The 21,050-nt window shown below is 64.3% G+C and carries 18 protein-coding genes; 5 read left to right on the forward strand and 13 right to left on the reverse strand.

The features are described 5' to 3' along the window. Positions 1–180: 180 nt before the first annotated feature. The gene (locus tag NKI39_RS27355) at positions 181–1,200 is read right to left on the reverse strand and encodes a LacI family DNA-binding transcriptional regulator (RefSeq protein ID WP_254815864.1); all 1,020 of its coding nucleotides are present in this window, start codon (positions 1,198–1,200) and stop codon (positions 181–183) included. Positions 1,201–1,417: 217 nt separating this feature from the next. On the opposite strand from NKI39_RS27355, the gene NKI39_RS27360 reads away from it, so the two are divergent. Genes NKI39_RS27360 through NKI39_RS27370 form a run of 3 tightly spaced genes read left to right on the forward strand, consistent with a single transcriptional unit; the run spans position 1,418 to position 5,273 of the window. Next, positions 1,418–3,001 carry a sugar ABC transporter ATP-binding protein gene (locus NKI39_RS27360; RefSeq protein ID WP_352835770.1) on the forward strand — a complete coding sequence of 528 codons (1,584 nt, stop codon included), beginning with the start codon at positions 1,418–1,420 and terminating at the stop codon, positions 2,999–3,001. Then, entirely contained in the window at positions 2,998–4,311 is a 1,314-nt protein-coding gene (locus tag NKI39_RS27365; protein ID WP_352835773.1) for an ABC transporter permease, read from the forward strand. Before NKI39_RS27360 ends, NKI39_RS27365 begins: the two co-directional genes overlap by 4 nt. After that, positions 4,308–5,273, forward strand: a complete 966-nt coding sequence (locus tag NKI39_RS27370; RefSeq protein ID WP_352835774.1) for a substrate-binding domain-containing protein — start codon at positions 4,308–4,310, stop codon at positions 5,271–5,273. Before NKI39_RS27365 ends, NKI39_RS27370 begins: the two co-directional genes overlap by 4 nt. Before the next feature lie 68 nt (positions 5,274–5,341). Here NKI39_RS27370 and NKI39_RS27375 read toward each other — a convergent pair whose 3' ends face one another. Genes NKI39_RS27375 through NKI39_RS27400 form a run of 6 tightly spaced genes read right to left on the reverse strand, consistent with a single transcriptional unit; the run spans position 5,342 to position 12,403 of the window. Then, on the reverse strand, positions 5,342–5,803 hold the full coding sequence (locus NKI39_RS27375; RefSeq protein ID WP_352506064.1) for a MarR family winged helix-turn-helix transcriptional regulator: 462 nt from the start codon (positions 5,801–5,803) through the stop codon (positions 5,342–5,344). Beyond that, the gene (locus NKI39_RS27380; protein ID WP_352506039.1) at positions 5,800–6,384 is read right to left on the reverse strand and encodes an amino acid synthesis family protein; all 585 of its coding nucleotides are present in this window, start codon (positions 6,382–6,384) and stop codon (positions 5,800–5,802) included. The genes NKI39_RS27375 and NKI39_RS27380 overlap by 4 nt, the downstream gene beginning before the upstream one ends. Then, entirely contained in the window at positions 6,377–7,252 is an 876-nt protein-coding gene (locus tag NKI39_RS27385; RefSeq protein ID WP_352835777.1) for a UPF0280 family protein, read from the reverse strand. The genes NKI39_RS27380 and NKI39_RS27385 overlap by 8 nt, the downstream gene beginning before the upstream one ends. Continuing rightward, complete coding sequence (locus NKI39_RS27390) at positions 7,249–8,793, reverse strand: 6-hydroxynicotinate reductase (RefSeq protein ID WP_352769453.1); 1,545 nt, start codon at positions 8,791–8,793, stop codon at positions 7,249–7,251. Before NKI39_RS27390 ends, NKI39_RS27385 begins: the two co-directional genes overlap by 4 nt. Then, positions 8,790–11,543 carry a molybdopterin-dependent oxidoreductase gene (locus NKI39_RS27395; RefSeq protein ID WP_352835780.1) on the reverse strand — a complete coding sequence of 918 codons (2,754 nt, stop codon included), beginning with the start codon at positions 11,541–11,543 and terminating at the stop codon, positions 8,790–8,792. Before NKI39_RS27395 ends, NKI39_RS27390 begins: the two co-directional genes overlap by 4 nt. Further along, positions 11,543–12,403 carry an FAD binding domain-containing protein gene (locus tag NKI39_RS27400; protein WP_352835783.1) on the reverse strand — a complete coding sequence of 287 codons (861 nt, stop codon included), beginning with the start codon at positions 12,401–12,403 and terminating at the stop codon, positions 11,543–11,545. Before NKI39_RS27400 ends, NKI39_RS27395 begins: the two co-directional genes overlap by 1 nt. Before the next feature lie 272 nt (positions 12,404–12,675). Between NKI39_RS27400 and pncA the strand changes: the two genes are divergently transcribed. Further along, on the forward strand, positions 12,676–13,275 hold the full coding sequence (gene pncA, locus NKI39_RS27405) for a bifunctional nicotinamidase/pyrazinamidase (protein WP_023676971.1): 600 nt from the start codon (positions 12,676–12,678) through the stop codon (positions 13,273–13,275). Between the two features lie 40 nt (positions 13,276–13,315). Then, a complete protein-coding gene (locus tag NKI39_RS27410) occupies positions 13,316–14,743 on the forward strand; it encodes a sodium:proton antiporter (RefSeq protein WP_352835785.1) in 1,428 nt (475 codons plus the stop codon). Here the strand turns inward: NKI39_RS27410 and NKI39_RS27415 are convergent, their stop codons facing one another. From NKI39_RS27415 to NKI39_RS27440, 6 genes are all read right to left on the reverse strand, one after another. Further along, positions 14,744–15,463, reverse strand: coding sequence for an ABC transporter ATP-binding protein (locus NKI39_RS27415; protein ID WP_352472376.1), 720 nt, complete (start codon positions 15,461–15,463; stop codon positions 14,744–14,746). It lies immediately after the preceding gene. Next, on the reverse strand, positions 15,456–16,184 hold the full coding sequence (locus NKI39_RS27420) for an ABC transporter ATP-binding protein (RefSeq protein ID WP_352736693.1): 729 nt from the start codon (positions 16,182–16,184) through the stop codon (positions 15,456–15,458). The genes NKI39_RS27415 and NKI39_RS27420 overlap by 8 nt, the downstream gene beginning before the upstream one ends. Then, a complete protein-coding gene (locus NKI39_RS27425) occupies positions 16,181–17,143 on the reverse strand; it encodes a branched-chain amino acid ABC transporter permease (RefSeq protein ID WP_352819612.1) in 963 nt (320 codons plus the stop codon). The genes NKI39_RS27420 and NKI39_RS27425 overlap by 4 nt, the downstream gene beginning before the upstream one ends. After that, the gene (locus NKI39_RS27430; RefSeq protein ID WP_352455934.1) at positions 17,140–18,021 is read right to left on the reverse strand and encodes a branched-chain amino acid ABC transporter permease; all 882 of its coding nucleotides are present in this window, start codon (positions 18,019–18,021) and stop codon (positions 17,140–17,142) included. Before NKI39_RS27430 ends, NKI39_RS27425 begins: the two co-directional genes overlap by 4 nt. A gap of 86 nt (positions 18,022–18,107) precedes the next feature. Then, entirely contained in the window at positions 18,108–19,412 is a 1,305-nt protein-coding gene (locus NKI39_RS27435; protein ID WP_352472378.1) for an ABC transporter substrate-binding protein, read from the reverse strand. 162 nt (positions 19,413–19,574) lie between these two features. After that, positions 19,575–21,014 (reverse strand): hypothetical protein, encoded by a 1,440-nt coding sequence (locus NKI39_RS27440; RefSeq protein ID WP_352835789.1) that lies wholly within the window; start codon positions 21,012–21,014, stop codon positions 19,575–19,577. Positions 21,015–21,050 lie beyond the last annotated feature (36 nt).

Genomic DNA, 21,050 nt, shown 5'->3' on the forward strand with positions numbered 1-21,050 from the left:
AGATTTTCCTGACTGTCGGCTGGCTAATTGTTGGCCACTTGGCCCGATCGGCGCCGCGTCCTTCAATTGCTCGGTTTTTGAACGACGAACCCCCGTAGTGGCTGCGCAGACCTGGGGTCGGCAGGACAGAGGGAGCGCTGTCCGTCCGGCATTGCAAAGTTTCTGAACAGAGCCCACGCGCTACGCGCTGACGCTCTGCGCAGTCGCACCTAGCGGACGGCATGAATTGCGGATCATCAAGCGTCCCTTGAGCGTCAGCTTGCGCGGCGGCGCATCCCTGTTTCCGGCGAGCCGGTCGAGCAGCAGATTGGCCGCCTGTTCGCCGATCGCCTGCACGGGCTGTGCGACCGTGGTCAATTGCGGCCGGAACACATCCGACCACGGAAAATCGTCGAAGCAAGCGACGGAAATATCCTCCGGACAGGACAGGCCGATATCGCGAATGGCCTTCATGGTGCCGATCACCATCGGGTTGTTGGCCGAAAAGATGGCGCTCGGCCGGTCGTGCAGCGAAAGCAGCTGCATGGTGGCGTTGTAGCCATCGACTTCGTGGAAGTTGCCGAAGCGGACGAGCTCGGGTTCGGCCGGCAGGCCGGCGGCCTGGAGGGCCTCGCGGTATCCCGCCATGCGGTCATGCATCGGCGAGATATCGAACGAGCCGGAGATGTAGCCGATGCGCCGATGGCCGAGATCGATCAGATAAGTGATGGCGTCGAACACCGCGCGCTGATTGTCGAGAACGACGGCATCGGTGTCGACACCCTGGCAAACACGGTCGAGCAGCACGACCGGCACATTGGCGTCGTCGACAATCCGTTTGAGGATCGCGCCGTCACCGACACGCGCGACGATCAGTCCGTCGACCATGCGGTCGAGCAGCAGCCTGATCTGGTCGTCCTGCGTGTTCAGGTGCTCGTCGGTGCAGCACAGCATGACGGCGTAGCCGGCCCTGTCGAAAGCCTGCTGGATGACCGAAACCACGTCGGTAAAGAACGGATTGGTGATGTGTGGGACGGTGAGCCCGATGGTGCGTGTGGTGCCCATCTTGAGGCTGCGGGCGATAGCGTTGCGCTTATAACCGATGTCGCGGATCGCCTGTTCGATCCGCTGGCTGAGCTCGGGGCTGACGGTCGCGGTGCCATTGATCAGCGCCGATACGGTGGCCACGGAAACACGCGCGGCCTCGGCCACATGAAGCATAGTCGGGGCAGTGAATTTGCGCTGCTTTTTTCGTCCTGACGCTGTCATTTTCGAAACGTTTCACCACTCCACGGTAGCAATACGTACGGAATCTTATGATTTTGCGCAAGAATTGAAATGGAACAATCTCAGGCTCCAGATATTACCTTGACATGATCGAAACGTTTAGATTAGCGTTTGAGGTGTTCGGTGACGACGGAGGGAGGCCGTCCTTATCATGCAGCACGGCAATTCCATCCCTGCGCAAGGCGTTGTGGCGGACGGCTCGGCGATCGTGCTGAGCGCCGAGCACATCTCCAAGTCCTTCGGCGGTATCGCCGCGCTTGTCGATGTCGGCTTCGAACTGCGGCGCGGCGAGGTCCATGCGCTGATGGGCGAGAACGGCGCCGGCAAGTCGACGCTGATGAAGATCCTGTCCGGCGTCTATACGGACTATAACGGAACGGTCAGTATCGATGGCCATCCGGTGCGCTTTGCCGGCGTCCGCGAAGCCGAGCGCGCCGGCATCGCCATCATCCACCAGGAGCTGAACCTCGTTCCCGAACTTAGCGTCGCCGACAATATCTTTCTCGGCCGCGAGAAGCTGATCGCCGGGCTGATCGTCGACCGCAAGGCGAGCAGCCGCGCTGCCGGCGCGCTCTTGCAAAGGCTCGGCATCGAGCTCGACCCGGATGCGCGCGTCGGTGCCTTGCGCGTCGGCGAACAGCAGCTGGTCGAGATCGCCAAGGCGCTGTCGATGTCGGCGCGCATTCTGATCATGGACGAGCCGACCTCGGCGCTTTCGCCGGCCGAATGCCAGCGGCTGTTCCGCATCATCCGCCAGCTCGCCGACAGCGGCGTGGCGATCGTCTACATTTCGCACCGCATCGACGAGGTCATGCATCTGGCCAGCCGCGTCACCGTGTTTCGCGATGGACGCCACGTCCTGACGCGGGTGATGGACAAGCTCGACGAAGACGCCATAATTTCGGCGATGGTCGGGCGAAACCTGCTTGCTTCCTCCCAGGAGCACCGCATCCCCGGTGGCAACACGGTCCTGTCCGTAAGCGAGCTGTCGTTGTCGAAGCCCAATCGCCATGGTTGGCGCACCGTGCTCGACGGCGTCAGCTTCGATCTTGCCGCAGGAGAAATCCTCGGTATCGGCGGGCTGCTGGGCTCGGGCCGTACCGAAATCCTGGAAACCATCTTCGGGTCCAGCGGCGGACGTGCCGGCGGTGAGATCAGGCTCGATGGCGAGGCAGTAGAAATCCGTTCGCCGCGCGATGCGCGCCGGCTCGGCATCGCCCTGGTCACGGAAGACCGCAAGACGCAAGGCCTGCATCTCGAGGCCTCGATCACCGACAATGTCGCGCTGCCGCTGGTCGGCGCGCTGGCGCGGTTCGGCGTGCGCTCGCTGGCCGGTGAGCAAGGGCTGGCACGGGACGCCGTCAAGGCGCTCGGCATTCGCTGCGAGACCGTCGAGCAGCCGGCCGGCACGCTGTCCGGCGGCAACCAGCAGAAGGTCGTCATCGGCAAATGGCTAGCGACGAGGCCGCGGGTGCTGCTGCTCGACGAGCCGACACGCGGCATCGATGTCGGTGCCAAGCGGGAAATCTACGATCTCATCTTCAAGCTGGCGCGAGACGGGCTGGCGATCGCCGTCATCAGCTCGGAATTGCCGGAACTGCTGCATCTTTCCGACCGTATCTTGGTCATGGCCGACGGCCGCCAGACGGGAATCCTGCCCCGCGCGCAAGCCAGCGAGGAGGCCATCATGCGGCTTGCGGCGCCGCGACGGACGATGACGAGGCCTGCCGCATGAGCATTTTGCATATCCTGTCCCGGACGAAGCTCTATTGGGGCCTGATCGCCATCTTCCTGATCGGCGTGCTCGGCTCGCCGATCAGCTCCAAGGGCAACAACATCTTCCTGTCCTACGGCAACCTGCTCGACGTGCTGCGCCAGGTGTCGACCACCGGGCTGATTGCCACCGGCATGACTGCGGTGATCATCACCGGCGGTATCGACCTTTCCGTCGGCTCGCTGATGGCTATCTGCACGGTCGTCTGTGCCATGCTGCTGACGGTCCCCGGCGTGACGCCGGCGGTGGTGCTGGGGGTGCCGACAGTTGCCCTGGCAGCCCTTTGCCTCGGCATTCTCGTCACTCGTTTCATCCTGCTGAACATCGAAAAATCCCGCGCCGGCGCGCAGGCCACGCACGACATCAGGTTGGACAGCGTTCGCGGGCTGGTGACACCCGGCATTGTCGGGGTGATCCTGTGCAGTCTGGTGCTGTGGTTCCTGCTGCCGCAGGTGGGCTCAAAATTCGGCGTGCTCGGCGTGCTGCTGGTGGCGCCTTGCGTCGGCCTGCTGTTCGGCGCGCTCAACGGCTTCATCATCGTCGCCGGGCGGCTGCAGCCCTTCATCGTGACGCTGGCGATGATGGTCACTGCGCTCGGCATCGCCCGGCTGACAGCCGGCCAGAACAATGCGGTGCTGCCGGTCTACACCGGCTCGAATGCCACCGCCGATTTCGAAATGCTGCGCTCGCTGGTATTCGGCGTGATCCCGATGCCGGGCCTGTTCTTCCTCGGCGCCATCCTGACCTACGGCGCCGTGCTGCGGTTCACGCCGTTTGGCCGCTATGTCTATGCGATCGGCGGCAATGAGGAGGCGGCGCGACTGTCGGGCATCGCCGCCGGCCGCGTCAAGATTGCCACCTATGCCGTGTCAGGGCTGCTGGCCGGCATCGCGGCGGTGCTCTATGTCGCGCAATACCGGCAAGGCAAGCCTGATGCCGGCGCCGGGCTGGAGCTCGACGCGATCGCCGCCGTGGTCATCGGCGGCACCAGCCTGATGGGCGGACGCGGCAGCCTCACCGGGACGTTCTGCGGCGTGCTGATCTTCGGGCTGCTCTCCAACATCCTGCAGCTGCACAACATCAATTCGAACCTTCAGCTGGTGCTGAAGGGGATGATCATCATCGGTACCGTGCTCGTACAGGAGCGCAATGCCGGTGATCTTCTCTTCTATCTGCGACTGCCCGGCGGGCAAGCGCACAAGGAAACGGCCGCGGCAAAGCGGCCGTCGCAAGAGACCGCGTCTCTGAATATTGGAGGAAACAAGAAATGAAACGACGTGAATTGTTGAAGCTCGCCGGGCTGACAGCGGCACTCCTGACCACGACCGCCATGCTTGCCGGCGGCGCCCATGCGCAGGACAAGAAGTGGAAGATCGGCTTCTCGCAGGTGACGACCATCGAACCCTGGCGCGCCCAGTTCAACAAGGACATCCTGGCCGAAGCGGCCAAGCATCCGGAAGTCGAGCTGATCATCACCGACGGCGAGGACAAGACCGAGAAGCAGGTCGCCGATGTCGAAAACCTTATCCGTCAGGAGGTCGATGCGCTCTTGGTATCACCGAAAGAATCCGCCGGCCTGACCGGTGTCGTGCAGCAGGCGATCGATGCCAAGATCCCGGTCTTCGTGCTCGACCGCAACGTCGAAACCAACGACTACACGCAGTTCGTCGGCGGCGACAACAAGCTGATCGGCCGGGCTGCCGGTGAATATGCCGTCGAGCTGCTTGGCGGCAAGGGCAAGGCCGCCGGCAACGTTGTCGAGATCTGGGGCGGCATGGGCACCCAGCCGGCACACGACCGCCATGACGGTTTCCATGAATTCACCGACAAGGAGCCGGGCATAAAATACCTGCTCGACCAGCAGTCGGGCGACTGGAAGCAGGACCAGGCCTACAACATCATGGCGACGGCGTTGCGCAACAACGAGAAAATCGATCTTGTCTACGGCCACAATGATCCGATGGCCTATGGCGCCTATCTTGCCGCCAAGGACGTCGGACGTGAGAAGGACATCAAGTTCATCGGCATCGACGGCCTGCCCAATGAAGGCGTGCAGCTGGTCGCCAATGGCGAGCTGACGGCGACGTTCACTTATGTGACGCCGGGCGCCGAAGGGCTGCGGCAGGCGATCAAGTTCCTGAACGGGGAGAAAGTGGAAAAGACCATCACCCTGCCGACGGAGAAGATCACCAAGGAGAATGCCGCCCAGATCCTGAAGGACAACGGCCTCTGAGACGAGGCTTTCCTGCCGGGCGTTCAGCGCCCGGCAGGAACAACAACCAAGCGCCGGCAGGCAGCAGATTAAGCCAGCTTGGCCAGCAGCTTCATGAAAATGGCCGCTTCCTTGGCAGAAAGCGGCGCCAGCGTTTCCTGCGTAATCTCACGGGCAAGCGGGATCAGCCGCTCGATCGCGTCGCGCCCCTCAGCGGTCAGATTGACCAGCAGGCGCCGTTTGTCGACTTCGTGTTTGCTAAGTTCGACAAAGCCACGCGCTCTCAGCCGGTCGATGACGCCCTTCACGGTCGCCGCATCCATGGCGATCAGGCTGCCAAGCTGGTTCTGCGAGGTCTCGCCGACGTCGCGCAATTTGGCCAAAGCGGCAAATTGCGGCGGCGTCAGATCGGCGATGTGTGCGGCGAAGATCGAGACATGGCGCTGATGCGCCTTGCGCAGGATGAAGCCGACCTGCTCCTGCAAGCGATAGTCGTTTTCGTCAGGCTCCTCGGCCTCGACCAGCTTGAGCCGATTGTCCTCGGCGCTCACCGCAGCCCATCCCATGCCTTAATTTCCTTGGCCGCCAGCCCACCCATGCGGTCGTGCACGCGCGGGCCGCAGGTCATGGCGAGGCAAAACAGGATCTCGTCGGGACGGGGGCCATCGCTGATGCCGATTTCCATGGCATCGAAATGGCTGCGCACATAGGCGGCGTTGATGTGGCCGAGCGGCACATCGAGCCGCGCGCCGAAGCCGCCGACCTTCTTTGCCGAGGGCACGATCGCCTTGGCGTCGCCGAGCCGTTCGCGCATGGCATAGCCGCCCGGCACATGCCACAGCGCGCCATGCTCCAGCTCGCCCGCCATGCCGACGATGGCGCCCTTGCCGTAACCGTCGATCTGTTTGACGTCGCCGCCCAATGCGGCAACAAGCCTGTCGGAGAGCAGCAGCCCGAGCGGCTTCAAATCCTCCATGGCGCTCTGCAGTTCCTCGACGTAATGGCCGGCGAACGGGTTCTTGACCACAGCCATGGCCGCCGCGCGGCGCCGCGGCACCTTCGCCACCGGCCCGCCTTCGTGAAAAATCTCTTCGGTCAGCACGGCGATCTTGCGGATCGGAAACTCAGGCATGAGCAATTTCCCTCTCTAAAACTTTATTGGCGAGCGCCATCGGACCTGCGATGCGCGCCTGACCGCCGAGGAAAAGTGCCGCGGCGGCAATCAGGCCGCGCCGCCGAAACTCCTCGGCAACGGCAAATCCGCCTTCCAGCGCGATAGCGATTTCAGCGGCGGAAAGCAGCCCCACGCCCTGCGTCACCAAACGGTCGCCGAGGTCGCTGTCAGGTGCGAGATCGCGCGCCCGTACGCGCCTAACGGCCGGATGACCGGGCAGGTCGACGGCGTTGGCGATCAAGGTCGCGGCGGCATCGGCTTCAGCACCCGTTCGCGCCAGCACCGTGACCGCGTCGGCGATGCCCAGCGAAAAGGAGCGGCCGCGCCAGCCGCTTGTCGCGACACCGCGGATCCCGTCTTCGGGGCGGATCGTGAGACGATCTGCCAACCCATGACCTGTCCCGGCAATGGCAAGCATCATCGACTGCCCGTGGCCGAGATAGATCGCGCTGTCGCCGCCATTATTGACATAGGCGCGCTCGAGCCGGCGGCCGGCAAGCAGCGCGCCAAGCACTTCGTCGGCTACCGAGCCGGCGACGGCCGCCATCGGCGTGATGAATTGTTTCGCTAGCGGAACGACCGCCACTTCCATGCGGCGCGCCGTCGGGCCAACGAAAGCACGTGGCCGCGAGGCGGCCGGGCGCCGCAGTTCGGGCAACTCTTCGACCAGTTCAACCAGGATTGTCTGGAAGCGCGCCACTGCCTGGCGATATGCGGCGCTGCATTCACTCGCCTCGCCGAATGCCTCGACGATCAGATCGATCGGCCCATGATTGAGGTGAAGCCTCCGGCCGTCCTCGAGCCAATGCGCCTGCGGGCCGTTCATCGCCCGGCCCCGTTTGCGGTCGCGCGACGCAACTGCGCCAGCGGCGGCCAGGGATTGTCACGGGGTGCGGCCGTGCCGCGGCGCGGATTGAGATATTCGCCGCCCTTGGCCAGGATATCGTCGACGCTGCGGATTTCGCCTTCGTAGCCGCCAAGCCTGACATAATCGTCGCGGCGCATGGTGAACTCGATCGGCGCCACCAGCGCCGGCGTCGGCACATAGCCGAAGGCGCCTTCCGGGACGCGGGTGACGTCGACCATCAGCGTGATGCCGCCGCCCGGCCAGACATAGACCGGCGCGCCGCCGACCGTCACGTAGGTCGTCAAGCCCTGCACCGAGCGGGTCAGATTGACCGGGTTCTCGGTGACGCCGGCGCGCAGCGAGCCGCCGGCGCCGCCGACGAAAAGCACGGTGCAGAGCGCCGGCTCGCAATTGTCCTCGATCAGTTCGACCGACTTCCGCAGCCGCTCCGGGAACGGTTTCTGGACCGGCTTCAATTCGTCGTCGAGCTCGTAATAGGCGAATTGCTCACCAGTGGTCGAGACCATCAGCAGCGACATGCCGGGGCGCGCACCCTTTTTGGCGTTCCATTCACCAAGGATCGACAGCGGGTCGGAAATGCTGGTGCCGCCCCAGCCGAGGCCGGGCTCCGACACCTTGAAATAACGGCCCGGCGTCGAACGGCGGCCGATGATCTTGATGCCGGTATCCTGCCAGCCAAGCACCTTGCCGGCCTGATGCTCGGAGACGACGCCGGTGATGTGGTCATCGACCACCACCACCTCGTCGACAAGGCCGCGCCATTGGGTCGCGAACATGCCTATGGTAGCCGAACCGCAGCCGACGCGCATGCGCTGCTCGAGCTTGCCGTCGATGACCGGCGGCTTGCCGGCTTCGACGATGACGGTGGCGCCGCCGTCGATGACGAGTTCAACCGGTTTGCGGTTGCACAGGGCGAGCATGGCGTCGCAGGTGGCGCGCCCTTCAGCCTTCGAGCCGCCGGTCAGATGATGTACGCCGCCCAGCGACAGCATCTGCGAGCCGTATTCGCCGGTCGTGACATGGCCGATCGCCTCGCCTTGGGCACGGACCGTAGCCGTTTCGGGGCCGATATGACGGTCGGTGTCGATCTTCACCTTGACGCCGCAATACGAGAAGATGCCCTCGGTGACGACGGTGACCAGATCGACGCCCTCGACCTCCTGGCTGACGATGAAGGGCGCCGGCTTGTAATCGGGATAGGTGGTGCCGGCGCCGATGGCGGTGACGAAGCGGCGGCCGGTGTTGACCAGTTCGCCGTCCCATGCCTCGCCTTCTTCGGCAAAGGGTACGATTGCGGCGCCGGTCTCGGCCGCGTGGTCGAGGATGGTCAGTGGATCCATCCGCACGATCCTGCCGCCAACATTGCCGTAGCGGTCGCAGGCGCCGGTGCGGCCATCGGCGATGTAGCACATGACTGGACAGGCATCGCAGCGGATCTTCTCGGCCACCAGCTTCTCGCCGGGATCGTGGGTCTCGAAGCGTTCGGCAAGCTCGCTCATCGGCGCGCCTCCTTGTCGAGGATGGCGGCGCGGATGCGGGTCGGCGTCGCCGGAATTTTGGTGACCAGCACACCGGTGGCGTGGCGGATGGCGTTGAGGATCGCCGGCGCCGTCGGGATCAGCACATGCTCGCCCAAACCCTTGGCGCCGAAGGGTCCTTCCGGATCCGGAACTTCTATCAGGATGGTCTCGATCGGTGGCACGTCGCCGATCGTCGGGATCAGATAGTCGTGCAGGTTTTCGGTGCGCCCGGGGATGAATTCCTCCATCAGCGCCATGCCGATGCCCTGGGCGATGCCACCCTCGATCTGGCCCTCTGCCAGTAAAGGGTTGATGGCCTTGCCGACATCGTGAGCGGCGGTGATTTTTATAAGCTTCACGGTGCCGAGCCTGAGGTCGACCTCCAGTTCGGCGATCTGCGCGCCATAGCCATAGACGGCATAAGGCTTGCCCTGGCCCTTGGCATCGAGCGGCAGCGTCGGCGGGTCGTAGCTTTCCTCGGCGCGAAAGACAAAGCCTTCGGGGTCTGCCTTCAGCGAGGAAAGATCGACGCGGCGGGTCGCTTCGCCTTCCCTGATGCTCAGGCTTGTGCCGTCCAGCGCAATCGCCGCCTTTTCCGAGACATTGGCGAAACGCAAGATCTCCTCGCGCAAGGCGCGGCCGGCCTTTTCGGCGGCCTTGCCGGTGACGAAGGTCTGGCGCGAGGCCGAGGTCTTGCCGGCGTCGGGGGTGATCGCCGTGTCGGCGCCTTTCAGCAGGAATTTTTCGAGCGGAAGACCCAACGCATCGGCGCAGATCTGCGCGATGACAGTGTTCGAGCCTTGCCCGATATCGACCGCACCCTGATGCAGGACGACTGCGCCCGATGCCGAGATGCCGACCTTGATGGTCGACGGATTGGGCAGCGAGGTGTTGCCGCAGCCGTACCAGCAAGAAGCGATGCCGACGCCGCGTTTTTTGATGCTGCTACCGGCATTGAACGCTTCGGCATCGCGAACGGCACGCTGCCAATGTGAACGGAGGGCCTCGAGGCAGTCGGCGATGCCGACGCCCGACTCGAGCCGCTGGCCGGTGACTGTTTCGGATCCGTTCCGAAGGCAGTTCTTCAGGCGAAAGGCGAGCCGATCCATGCCGAGCTTGTCGGCTAGGTCGTCATAGAGGGTCTCCTGCATGATCGTCGCCTGCGGCACGCCGAAACCGCGAAAGGCGCCGGCAATCGGGCCGTTGGTGTGGATGGCGCGGCCTTCGGCGCGATAGTTCGGCGTCGCATAGGGGCCGGAGGCGTGCACCGGCACGCGGTTGGCGACCGTCGGCCCCCAGCTGGCATAGGCGCCGGTGTTGAAATCGCCGGCGAAGACCATGCCGGTGACACGGCCGTCGGCATCGGCGCCGATGCTCGCTCTCATCAGAGCCGGATGGCGCTTGGTGGTCGAGATCATCGATTCGGTGCGGCTGTAGGCGAGCGCCGCCGGCCGGCCGGTTTTCATGGCGACGAGGCCGATGAGCGGTTGCAGCGAGACGTCGAGCTTGGAGCCGAAGCCGCCGCCGGTGGCGGTCGGCACGATGCGCACCTGTTCCGGGGCAAGGCCGAGCACTTTTGCCGTGTCGTCGCGGTCCATATAGGGCGCCTGCGTGCAGGCGACGACGACCAGCGTGTCGCCGTCCATGAAGGCATAGCCGGCTTCCGGTTCAATATAGGCGTGCTCGACATAGGAAGTGTCGATGGCGCCGGAAACGACGAAAGCCGCACCGGCGAGCGCGGCTTCGGGGTCGCCACGCTCGACGAAGCCGGAGGTGAGCAGGTTCGAGGGCCGGTTTTCATGGACCAGTTGCGCGCCGCCGGCCTGCGCTTCGCCAGTTTCCAGAAAATGCGGCAACTCGGTCCAACTGACAGGCAAATCGGCAAGGTCGAGATCGAGGATAGCCTCGCGTTCGCCGGCAACCAGGGCCACCGCCTCACCGCGAAAGCGCGAAACCCCTTCGGCCAGCGCCGGCTGGTCGGCGAAGGGCGCGATGACGCCGAAACAATTCTTTCCCGGAATGTCAGCGGCGGTGAAGACGCCGGCAATGCCGGGACGGGATTTCACCCAACTGCCGAGGTCGCCAAAAGTGAAAGCGGCATGATAATGCGGCGAGCGGACCACCAGCACCGACAATGCGTCGGCCGGGAAAGAATCACCGCCGAATTTTTCGTCGCCGGTGACTTTCGGCAGGCCATCGAGGCGGATCGGGGAGGAGCCGACGGCATGGCCAGAGGATGGCATGTGCTGATCGAGGCCGTCGGCGTGGCGCCAAGCATCCATCACCGCGGCGACGATCTTGCGGTAGCCGGTACAGCGGCAGAGCACGCCGCCCAGCGCATCATGCGTTTCGGCCTCGCTCGGGCAAGGCGTCCTGTCCAGGAGTGCCGTTGCGGCGACCAGCAGGCCGGGCGTGCAGGCGCCGCATTGCGCTGCGCCATGGCTGAGAAACGAGGCCTGCAGCCCCGACAGCCGGCCATTGGCGAGGCCTTCGACGGTCGTCACCACGGTGCCGGAGGCGGAAGCCGCGGGAATCAGGCAGGCGCAGACCGGCTCGCCGTCGACCAGCACCGTGCAGGCGCCGCAGTCGCCGGCATCACAGCCGATCTTGGTGCCAGTCAGCCGCAACTCGTCGCGCAGCACCGCGGACAGCCGCCGCACCGGCGGCACACAAACGCTGACGGCGGCGCCGTTGACTTCGAAGGCGATGTCGGCGCGCTCCATGCCCATCAGGCCGCCGCCCTTTCGCCGGGAACAGCGCCCATCGCACCAAGCACGGCGCGGGCGACGATCTCGCGCGCAGCGTCCAGCCGATATTCGGCGCTGCCGCGCACGTCGCCGATCGGCGACAGCTCGTCCATCGGTGCGGATTGGATCGCAGTGGCCAGCGCTTGGCCGACGGGCCGGCCGCGTAGCGCCGCCTCGACCCCCGCCAGGCGCCTGGCGACAACCGAGCAGGAACCGACGGCGACGGCCGCGTTCCTGACCATTCCATCTTCGACGGCCAGGCGTGCGGCGGCCATGGCGATGGAGATGACGAGATACCGCCGCGCGCCGAGTTTCACGAAGGCGGAGCTGCCGGCGGTCGCGGGTTTGGGAATGCGGATTGCCGTGACCATTTCGCCGGGCTGCAGTGCGGTGCGACGGTTGCCGAGGATGAACTCTGCAAGGGGCAGATGCCGGGTCGCCACAGCGGAACGCAGTTCGACTTCGGCATCGAGCACCAGCAGCGCCGGCACGCCATCGGCGGCCGGCGAGGCGTTGCAGAGATTGCCGGCAATCGAGGCAACGTTCTGGATCTGCACCGAGCCGACTTCCCGCGCCGCCTGCTTCAGCGCGTCGAAAGCCGCCGGCAGAGGATGGCGGACGAGATCGGTCCAGGTGGTGCGCGCGCCGACGAGCCAATGGTTTTCGGCTTCGGCAATGCCGCGCAATGCCACCAGCCCATTGATATCGAGGACATTGTCGCGGAAAGGCTTGCTGCCCTGTGCCGGATAGAAGTCGGTGCCGCCGGCGAGGATGCGCCATTGCCCTTCGCCCAGCAAAGCGAGGGCGTCGTCGACCGTGGTGGGTTTTGCGTAACGGATCACGCTTTGCCTTCCCAGAATGGGCTTCCCGAGAGGGGATCCTGCCGAAAGATTTTCCCGAGCATTCAAGGCAGGAAATTCATTCGTGTGCAAATGATATCAAGCCGGCAGGAATTGTCAAAGCCAGAGTTTGCACGACTGTTGGCACCGGTGCATCCGGAATGCATTTGTTATGCCATGAGAGGTTGACGCAGCCGGCCATCTGGTCAAGTTTCTGCGTCCGGTCGCGTTTTTATTGGAGCCTAAGCTCAAGACCAAGAAAATAAGGAGGCTCCATGGCCGACGAAGCGCTTGTCGTTATCGACCTGCAGAACGATTTCTGCCCGGGTGGCGCCCTTGAAGTGGCCGGTGGCGACGAAATCGTGCCGTTGGTCAATGACCTAATCCGGCGGACCGAGCACGTCCTGCTGACGCAGGACTGGCACCCTGCCGGCCATTCGAGCTTTGCCTCCAGCCACCCCGGCAAGCACCCGTTCGAAACGATCGACGTGCCTTATGGCCACCAGACGCTGTGGCCGGATCACTGCATCCAGGGCAGCCTGGGATCGGATTTCCATTCGGGCCTCGCCTGGAGCAAGGCCGAGCTGGTGATCCGCAAGGGGTTCCGTCCTGCGATCGACAGCTATTCCGCATTCTTCGAGAACGACCGGACGACGCCGACCGGCCTTGCCGGCTATCTCCGGGATCGGAACATCGAGACGCTGACCCTGGTCGGCCTGGCGACGGATTTCTGCGTCGCCTTTTCGGCGCTCGACGCGGTCAAGCTCGGTTTTGAGACGTCCGTGCGGCTCGACGCCTGCCGCGGCATCGATCTCAACGGCTCCGTGGAGAGGATGCTGGGCCGGATGCGCGATGCCGGCGTGACACTGATTTGAACGTCATCCAGCCGAACCTGACAGACTTTTGAGGGGCTTCATGCGGTTTGCGGCGTTGACGGCAAGTGCTGCACTTATTGCAGCAATCTTTTCTCCGAGAGCGGTTCTCGCGGCCGAAGCGCACGAATTGCCGGGCGCCGCCATGTCGCTTTGGTGGGTGCTGCCGTTTGCCGGGCTATTGCTTTGCATCGCGACCGGCCCGCTGCTGTTCCATCATGCTTGGGAGCACCATTACGGCAAGATCGCTGCCTTCTGGGCAGCGTTGGTGATCGGGCCGCTGGCCATCGCCTTCGGCATCCCGTCCGCCACGCAGGCGGTGCTGCATGCGCTGCTCACGGAATACATGTCGTTCATCATCCTGCTGTTTGCGCTGTTCACCATTTCGGGCGGTATCTTCGTTGCCGGCAACATACACGGCACGCCGCTGGTCAATGCCGGGTTGTTGCTGGGAGGGGCGCTGCTTGCCTCGATCATTGGCACAACCGGCGCCTCGATGATCCTGATCCGGCCGCTCATCCGCGCCAACGACAACCGGCGCTTCAACGCCCATGTCGTCATCTTTTTCATCTTCCTGGTGTCCAACATCGGCGGGTCGCTAACGCCGCTGGGCGATCCGCCGCTGTTCGTCGGCTTTCTGCGCGGCGTCGATTTCTTCTGGACGACAGTTCACCTGCTGCCCGAGATGCTGTTCGTCGCCGGCGTGGTGCTGGCTGTTTTCCTGGCGATCGACATCATCATGCATCGCCGGGAGGAAGGCGCGCCGAAGATCAAGGATCCGACGCCCGACAGCAAGGTGCGCATTCGCGGCCTGGCCAACATTCCGCTGCTGGCCGGCGTAATCGCCGCGATCCTGATTTCCGCTGCCTGGAAGCCGGGAGTGAGTTTCTCTTTTCAGGGCGTCAGCCTCGAGCTGCAGAATCTGGTGCGCGACGCCGCCATCCTGATACTGGCCTTCACTTCGCTTGTCGTCTCGCCGAAGGAGTTTCGCGGCGCAAACGCCTTCAACTGGGGGCCGATTGCCGAGGTGGCGAAGCTGTTCGCCAGCATCTTCATCTGCATCGTGCCGGTCGTCGCCATCTTGCGGGCCGGGCTCGATGGCGCGCTGGCGCCGTTGGTGCTGCTGGTCAGTTCGCCGACCGGCGCGCCGGACAACCTTGCCTATTTCTGGCTGACCGGAGCGCTGTCGTCCTTCCTCGACAATGCGCCGACCTATCTGGTGTTCTTCGAGCTGGCTGGCGGCGATGCGCAGCATCTGATGACCGAGCTCGCCTCGACGCTGGCGGCGATCTCGGCAGGCGCGGTGTTCATGGGCGCCAACACCTATGTCGGCAATGCGCCGAATTTCATGGTCTATGCCATTGCCAGGCATCGCGGCATCAAGATGCCGAGCTTCTTTGGCTATATGGCATGGTCGGGCGCGGTGCTGATCCCGACATTCCTGCTTGCCGGCTTGCTGTTCTTTGCCTGATCAGCCGACGCCGACATAGCGACGGACCGCGGAGGGATCGGAACGCAGTTCCTCGACATCGACCGTCTCGCGGTTGCGGCCGTTTTCGATGAAACAAACGCGGTCTGCGACCGACAGCACGGCATCGACGCGCTGCTCGACAAGAATTGTCGACACGCCAAGCGCACGCAGCTTCGACACGGTTTCGCGGATCTTGGCGATCATCGACGGCATCAGCCCTTCGGTCGGTTCGTCGAGCAGGAGCACCTGCGGTTCCAGACACAGGGCGCGGGCCATGGCCAGCATCTGCTGCTCGCCGCCGGACAGCGTGCCCGAACGCTGCCTGAGGCGCTGGCGCAACAGCGGGAAGAGATCGAGCACGTTCTCGCGCGTCGCCTTGCCCTTGTTGCGGGCCATCAGGCCGATCTCGATGTTTTCCGCCACCGTCATCTCGGCGAACAGCCGCCGGCCCTGCGGCACGTAGGCGACGCCGGCCTTGGGCACCTCGTGCGCCGGCAAGCCGCTCAATTCCCGCCCTTCGAGCCGAATCGAGCCGGAGCTTACCGGCACCAGGCCCATGATTGCCTTCAGCGTCGTCGTCTTGCCGGCGCCGTTGCGGCCGAACAGGCAGAGCACTTCGCCCTCGTTCAACACAAGATCGAGGCCATAGAGCACCTGGACCTCGCCATAGAAGCAGTCGACCCCGGAGATCGTCAGTGCCTTGGACTGGGCCTCAGCCATGGGTCGTCCCCAGATAGGCGTCCTGCACCGCGGCATTGGCGCGGATCTGCTCGGGCGTGCCTTCAGCCAAGATCCTGCCGGCGTTGAAGACGGTGATGCGGTCGGCGAGCCGCATGACCACCGGCATGTTGTGCTCGATCAAAAGCACGGTGGCGCTATCGGCGATCTCGCGCACCAGCTCGATGAAATTGTCGATCTCGCTGTCGGCAAGCCCTTGCGTCGGTTCGTCGAGGATCAGCAGCCGCGGCTTCAGTGCCAGTCCCATTGCCACTTCCAGCAACCGCTGGTGACCGTAGGACAATTGCCCGGCAGGCATTTGCGCCCGGTCGGCAAGGCCGGTGCGCTCGAGAGCCGCCATGACGCCGGTGTGAACCGCGCCCTTCGAGCGGCCGTCGGTCAGCGTGCGCTGCACCGGCAGGGCAACATTGTCGTAGGCGCTGAGATTGGCAAAGACGCTGGTGATCTGGAACGTATAGGCGATGCCGAGGCGAACCCGGGCGTAGGCAGGCAGGCTGGTGATGTCGGCGCCGTCGAAGACGATCATGCCCGACGAGGGCTGGATGCGGCCGCTGACCAGGCTGACGAAGGTGGTCTTGCCGGCACCGTTGGGGCCGATAATGGCGCGAATCTCGCCCGGTATCAGCGCGAAGTCGACGCCGTCGACGGCACGCAAGCCGCCGAAACTGCGCGACAGGCCTTTGGTGGTGAGCAGCGGCATCATGGCAACCACCCGAGCCAGCGCTGGCGGATGCTGCCGAGAATGCCTCTCGGGAAGAACAGCACCAGCAGGATGAGCGCTATGCCGACGACCAGCAGATAGGCCGAGGTGTAGCCGCTGGCGACGTCGATGACATAATACATGAACAGCGTGCCGATCAGCGGACCGAGCGTGGTGGCGGCACCGCCCAGCAGCACCCAGAGCAGCGGCAGGATGGAGTATTGCACCGAGGCGAAGCTCGAGCCGACATAGCCGAACAGCAGCGCATAGGCCGCGCCGGAAGCCGCGCAGATGCTGCCGGAGATGACGACGGCGGCGAGCTTGCTGGAGAACGTGTCGTAGCCAAGCATCTTGGTCCGCTCCTCGTTCTCGCGGATGGCGACCAGCACGCGACCGTAGCCGGAGCGGACTATCGCCAGGCTTATGAGCAGCACGATCGAGAACAGTGCCAGCGCGCTCATATAGCGCACGGTCGGGTTGGTGAGGTCGAGTGACGTGCTGCCCAGGACAAGGACACGCATCGGCTGCGGCACGACCATGCCCTGGTCGCCACCGGTCCAGGCAGCGAAATAAAGAATGACGAGATAAAATACCTGAGCGAACATCATGGTGACGATCATGAAGGCGACGCCGGAGGTGCGCAGCGCCAGCAGCCCGATCACCAGCGCGAGAAGCGCGCCGTAGGCAAGCCCGGCTGCGAAGGCGGCCGGTACGCTCCAGCCGAGATGGATGACGGCAAGGCCGGCGCCATAGAGCCCGGCTGAAAAGAACATGGCATGGCCGAGGCTGAGCAGCCCGACATAGCCGAACAGCAGATTGTAGCCCATGGCGAAGACCGCCAGCACCATGATGCGGGCGAGCAGGCCGTGATGGTATTCCGGCAGGACGAAGCTAAGCCCGAAAAGCAGGGCGATGACGCCGAGGTGCAGCGCATATGGCTTTGCCGGCGAAGCATCCTTCATCGCGATGTCGTCCCGAATAGGCCCTGCGGCCGGAACACCAGCACCATGGCGACGAGCAAGGTGGCGATGATCTTGGCCAGCGTCGGTGAGAAGAACACCGAGATGATGCCGTCGGAAAGGCCGATCAGCACCGCGGCGACGACCGTGCCGCGCAGCGAGCCGAGGCCGCCGATGATGACGACGATGAACGACAGCAACAGCGGGTCCTGTCCCATCAGATAGTGGGCCTGGCTGATCGGCACGATCAGCACCGCGGCGACAGCAGCCAGCATGGCGCCGAGCGCGAAAACACCGGCATAGACTCTGGTCACCGGGATGCCGAAGGCCTGCGCCGTCTCGCTGTCATATTGCGTGGCGCGCATGACGAGGCCGATTTTCGTGCGCGTCAGCACCAGCCAGGTCGCGACCAGCAGCAGCGCCGACGCGGCGATGATCGACAGCTTGTAGCCGGAATAGCCGAACCACGGCAGGAGGATGCGGTAGCTGAACGGCGGCTCCACCGGCCGCGCCTCCGGGCCGTAGAAGGTCAGCGCCAGTTGCTGGATGATGTAGAGCATGCCGATGGTGGCGACGATGGTGGCTTCCGGATTGTAGTTGAGCCGGCGCAGCACCAGCCGTTCGGCGAGCAGCGCGATCAGGCCGACGATCAGCGGCGCCAGCACCAGGGCGGCCAGGAAGCCGAGCGCCGGATGGCCGGATATCGCCGTTGAGATCGCCCAGGCAAGCACCGCGCCCAGCATGAAGAACTCGCCATGCGCGACATTGACGACGCGCATGACGCCGAACACCAGCGACAGCCCAAGCGCCGTCAGCGCCAGCACGGCGGAGGTGACGAGGCCTTCGAGGGCGGCGAGGAGCAGGTGAGGTCCGAAGTGCATCGCCTAAGCACCGGCGGATGCGCGAAGCACCCCCCTCTGGCCAGAGGGGGGTATCTTGGCGCTCACGCTTGCTGCAGCAGCCAAGCTCACAGCGTCTGCGTCGTGTAATCCCCCTCAGGCTCGTAGAGGCCGTCCTCGATCTTGGTCTTGTGGACGACATTCAGCCGGCCGCCTTCAACCTTGGAGATGTTCTGGATGCCAAAGCACTGGTGGATCTTGCCGTTGAAGGTTTTCGGCCCTTGCGGGTGCTCCGGCCCCTCGGCGAACTCGGTCAACGCCTCGGTCGCCTCGACCAGCTTGGCGCGGTCTTCCGGGCCCTTGTAGCCGGCATCCTCCATCGCCTTCTTGACGACGTAGAGCGTTTCCCAGCAGCCGAACATGTGCGCGGCGGTGGAGACGTCCTTGGGGTCGCCGACGGCGGCACCATTGTCGTCGATGCCGACGGCGGCGCGGTAGGCTTTCTGCGCAGGGGAGTCATCGGGCTGCGCATAACGCGGCGAGCCTTCCCAGAAATGGCTGCCGTCGAGGAATTCGAGGCCGGGGCTGTTGATGTCGGTGGCTTCGAGCGAATCGATGAAGCCGAACAATTGCGGCCGATTGGAGCCGTAGAACTCGCCGAGCTCCTTGACGAAGGTGAGCACCGCCGGGCCGACCATGACGTGGTAGATCACCTCGGTCTCTGCGGGGATCTGCGGGAAATATTTGGTGAAGGAGGATTCCGTCGGCGGAATCGCGATCTGCGCAATGACCTCGGCGCCTTGCGCCTTCAGGGCCGGCGGCAGGTAGTCGCGATGGTCGTAGCCGAAAGCGAAATCGGGGAAGATCTGCGTCACCTTCTTGCCGGCATTGGCGGCAATCCACGGCGCCATCGACTGGATCTGGCTCTTCACATCGGTGATGCCGGGCTGGAACACGTAGCGGTTCAACTTGGTCGAGGCGACGTGGTGGCCTTCGCTGACAACGAAATAGGGCATCTTGGCCTCGCCGGCGGCCGGCGCCGAGCCGATGACGACATGCGAAAACAGCGTGCCGTAGACGATATCGGTCTTGTGCTGAGAGGCGAACTTGCCGACGACTTCGGCTCCCCGGCCGGGATCGGTGCCGTCATCCTCAATGATCACCTCGACGGGTCGGCCGTTGATGCCGCCGGCATCGTTGATCGCCTTGACGGCAGCCGCTGTGGTCTTCTCGTACCAGCGGCCATAGGCGGCGCCGATGCCGGTGCGGTGCGACTGGAAGCCGATCTTGATCGGCGCCGAGTTCTGCGCCTGGCTGTAACGCACGAAACCCGGCGCGACGGCAAGACCGGCGCCGGCGGCAAGGCCCTTCAGCGCCGTGCGGCGGGTGAGAGCGGATCTGGAGAGATCGAAAAACCCATTCTTGTCAGTCACGGCAGTTCCCCTTGTTTTTGAGCTTTGACCAATGGCTGTAGCAGGCAGGCCACTCTTGTTAAGAGGGGCGAAAATTGCATGTGTACAAACTAAATCACCAAAGCTCTGACGTGGCAAGCGAGCTTTCCCCAAGGTTCGATTGACTGCCATCGCACACCTCGTTCATCCGGCGCTCGGCGTCGCAAGCAGCCATAGGCCGAGGACGGTGTAGGCGATCATCAGCACGGTGAGCGGGAACTGGCTGAGCGCGGCGCGAGCCGGAATGGCGTGCAGCCGCCAGGCCAAGCCATGGGCGACAAGCACAACAAGCATGTGGCCGCCAATGATGACGCCGGCCTGGAGGTTCCACAGCCACCACGCCGAGCCGGCGCCGGCGACAACGCCGGCTTCAATTGACATGTCTGCGGTACCGAACAGGTTCCAGCCAAACGCAAACGGGTCGGAGAGAGCGGCAATTGCATATTGGCCGTCGACCAGCAGCGCCGTCAGATAATGCGCGAAGTGGTAGGCGAGCGCGATCGGTACGATCGACCAGGCCAAAAGCCCGGCGGCGTGACCGAGCGAATGGTTGCTGCCGGCAAGGTGCTGGCCAAGAAAGACGGCTAGCGCGAACACGGCCGCAAGCACGGCAAAGCTCAGCACAAGACCGAAACTGCCGATGCCGATCAAAGCGGTGCGTCCAGGAAACTCCAGCGGATTGATGCCGAACCAGCCTAGCCAGAAGAAGGTTTTCGACAGGCCGTCGAAGGACACAGACGACAGCGCAAGCAGCAGGAAAGCGACGCCGCTGAGCGGTAGCGGCGCGCCACCGAGCAGCTTGGCACCCGGCCAGCAGAGTTTGAGCCGGCCGTCTTCGTTGCGCTCGATGATGGCGAAGTGCGCTACCATGGAAAAGAACACCGTCAGGAACTCACCGCGCAGGCTCCAGTCGCGGTATCCGACGACCTGCATAGCGGCAAAGGTCAGCAGCCAATAGGCGCCGGCGGCCCAGGCCAGCCGCGCCGGATCGTCTGGCGCAGGGTCGATCAGCTCGAACCAGGCGAAGGCGAAGAACAGCAGGAAAGCCGGCCAATAGCCGAGCCGTTGGGGGAGCAGATTCGGCTGCGTTCTGCCGGACAGGCGCGAGGCGACGCGGCATGGCCCGTACCAGGGGTTGAGCCACGACCAGAGATCGCCGGCGAGCCCCTGCAACAGAGCCAGGCCAACCCAGAGCAGCGTCCACACGGTCAGCGGCAGCGGATTGGAAAGCGGATCGCGGCTGCCGAACAGGCCGGCGGCAATCAGAATTGCAAAGCCGACAAAGGATACCAGGCTGACGGCAGTCCGCGCGCCGTCGCCGAAGGTAAAAAGCGGCAGGCGTTTGCGCCAGAAGCGGTCGAGGGAGTCCGGCGGCAGTAGAGCCAGGACAAGGAAGCTGGCGGCAACCGCGAGCGCGCCACCGACGACGTAGTAGCCGGTGGGAAGCAGCAGGACATGGCCGCGGTCGGAGGCGTGGGCGAAGGCGGGCGTGGATGGGAATTCCAAGGAAGCGACGAGGCCGGGAAAGGGCCTGATTGCCGAAATGCAGCGCTCTACAGCGCCCCCCTCTGTCCTGCCGGACATCTCAAGCGGGGAGATCGGCGGTTCCGCCGTCGGCTC

Origin of the sequence: Mesorhizobium sp. M0664 (genome assembly GCF_040320565.1) — a bacterium.
GTDB lineage: Bacteria > Pseudomonadota > Alphaproteobacteria > Rhizobiales > Rhizobiaceae > Mesorhizobium.

What these genes read in the sequence shown, in the direction of transcription:
- NKI39_RS27440 (WP_352835789.1), bottom strand. Translation starts at nt 21,014, where the DNA reads ATGTCCGGCAGGACAGAGGGGGGCGCTGTAGAGCGCTGCATTTCGGCA.
- NKI39_RS27415 (WP_352472376.1), bottom strand. Translation starts at nt 15,463, where the DNA reads ATGGCTGAGGCCCAGTCCAAGGCACTGACGATCTCCGGGGTCGACTGC.
- NKI39_RS27410 (WP_352835785.1), top strand. Translation starts at nt 13,316, where the DNA reads ATGCGGTTTGCGGCGTTGACGGCAAGTGCTGCACTTATTGCAGCAATC.
- NKI39_RS27425 (WP_352819612.1), bottom strand. Translation starts at nt 17,143, where the DNA reads ATGAAGGATGCTTCGCCGGCAAAGCCATATGCGCTGCACCTCGGCGTC.
- NKI39_RS27390 (WP_352769453.1), bottom strand. Translation starts at nt 8,793, where the DNA reads ATGAGCGAGCTTGCCGAACGCTTCGAGACCCACGATCCCGGCGAGAAG.
- NKI39_RS27355 (WP_254815864.1), bottom strand. Translation starts at nt 1,200, where the DNA reads ATGCTTCATGTGGCCGAGGCCGCGCGTGTTTCCGTGGCCACCGTATCG.
- NKI39_RS27430 (WP_352455934.1), bottom strand. Translation starts at nt 18,021, where the DNA reads ATGCACTTCGGACCTCACCTGCTCCTCGCCGCCCTCGAAGGCCTCGTC.
- NKI39_RS27365 (WP_352835773.1), top strand. Translation starts at nt 2,998, where the DNA reads ATGAGCATTTTGCATATCCTGTCCCGGACGAAGCTCTATTGGGGCCTG.
- NKI39_RS27395 (WP_352835780.1), bottom strand. Translation starts at nt 11,543, where the DNA reads ATGGGCATGGAGCGCGCCGACATCGCCTTCGAAGTCAACGGCGCCGCC.
- pncA (WP_023676971.1), top strand. Translation starts at nt 12,676, where the DNA reads ATGGCCGACGAAGCGCTTGTCGTTATCGACCTGCAGAACGATTTCTGC.
- NKI39_RS27370 (WP_352835774.1), top strand. Translation starts at nt 4,308, where the DNA reads ATGAAACGACGTGAATTGTTGAAGCTCGCCGGGCTGACAGCGGCACTC.
- NKI39_RS27385 (WP_352835777.1), bottom strand. Translation starts at nt 7,252, where the DNA reads ATGAACGGCCCGCAGGCGCATTGGCTCGAGGACGGCCGGAGGCTTCAC.
- NKI39_RS27380 (WP_352506039.1), bottom strand. Translation starts at nt 6,384, where the DNA reads ATGCCTGAGTTTCCGATCCGCAAGATCGCCGTGCTGACCGAAGAGATT.
- NKI39_RS27420 (WP_352736693.1), bottom strand. Translation starts at nt 16,184, where the DNA reads ATGATGCCGCTGCTCACCACCAAAGGCCTGTCGCGCAGTTTCGGCGGC.
- NKI39_RS27360 (WP_352835770.1), top strand. Translation starts at nt 1,418, where the DNA reads ATGCAGCACGGCAATTCCATCCCTGCGCAAGGCGTTGTGGCGGACGGC.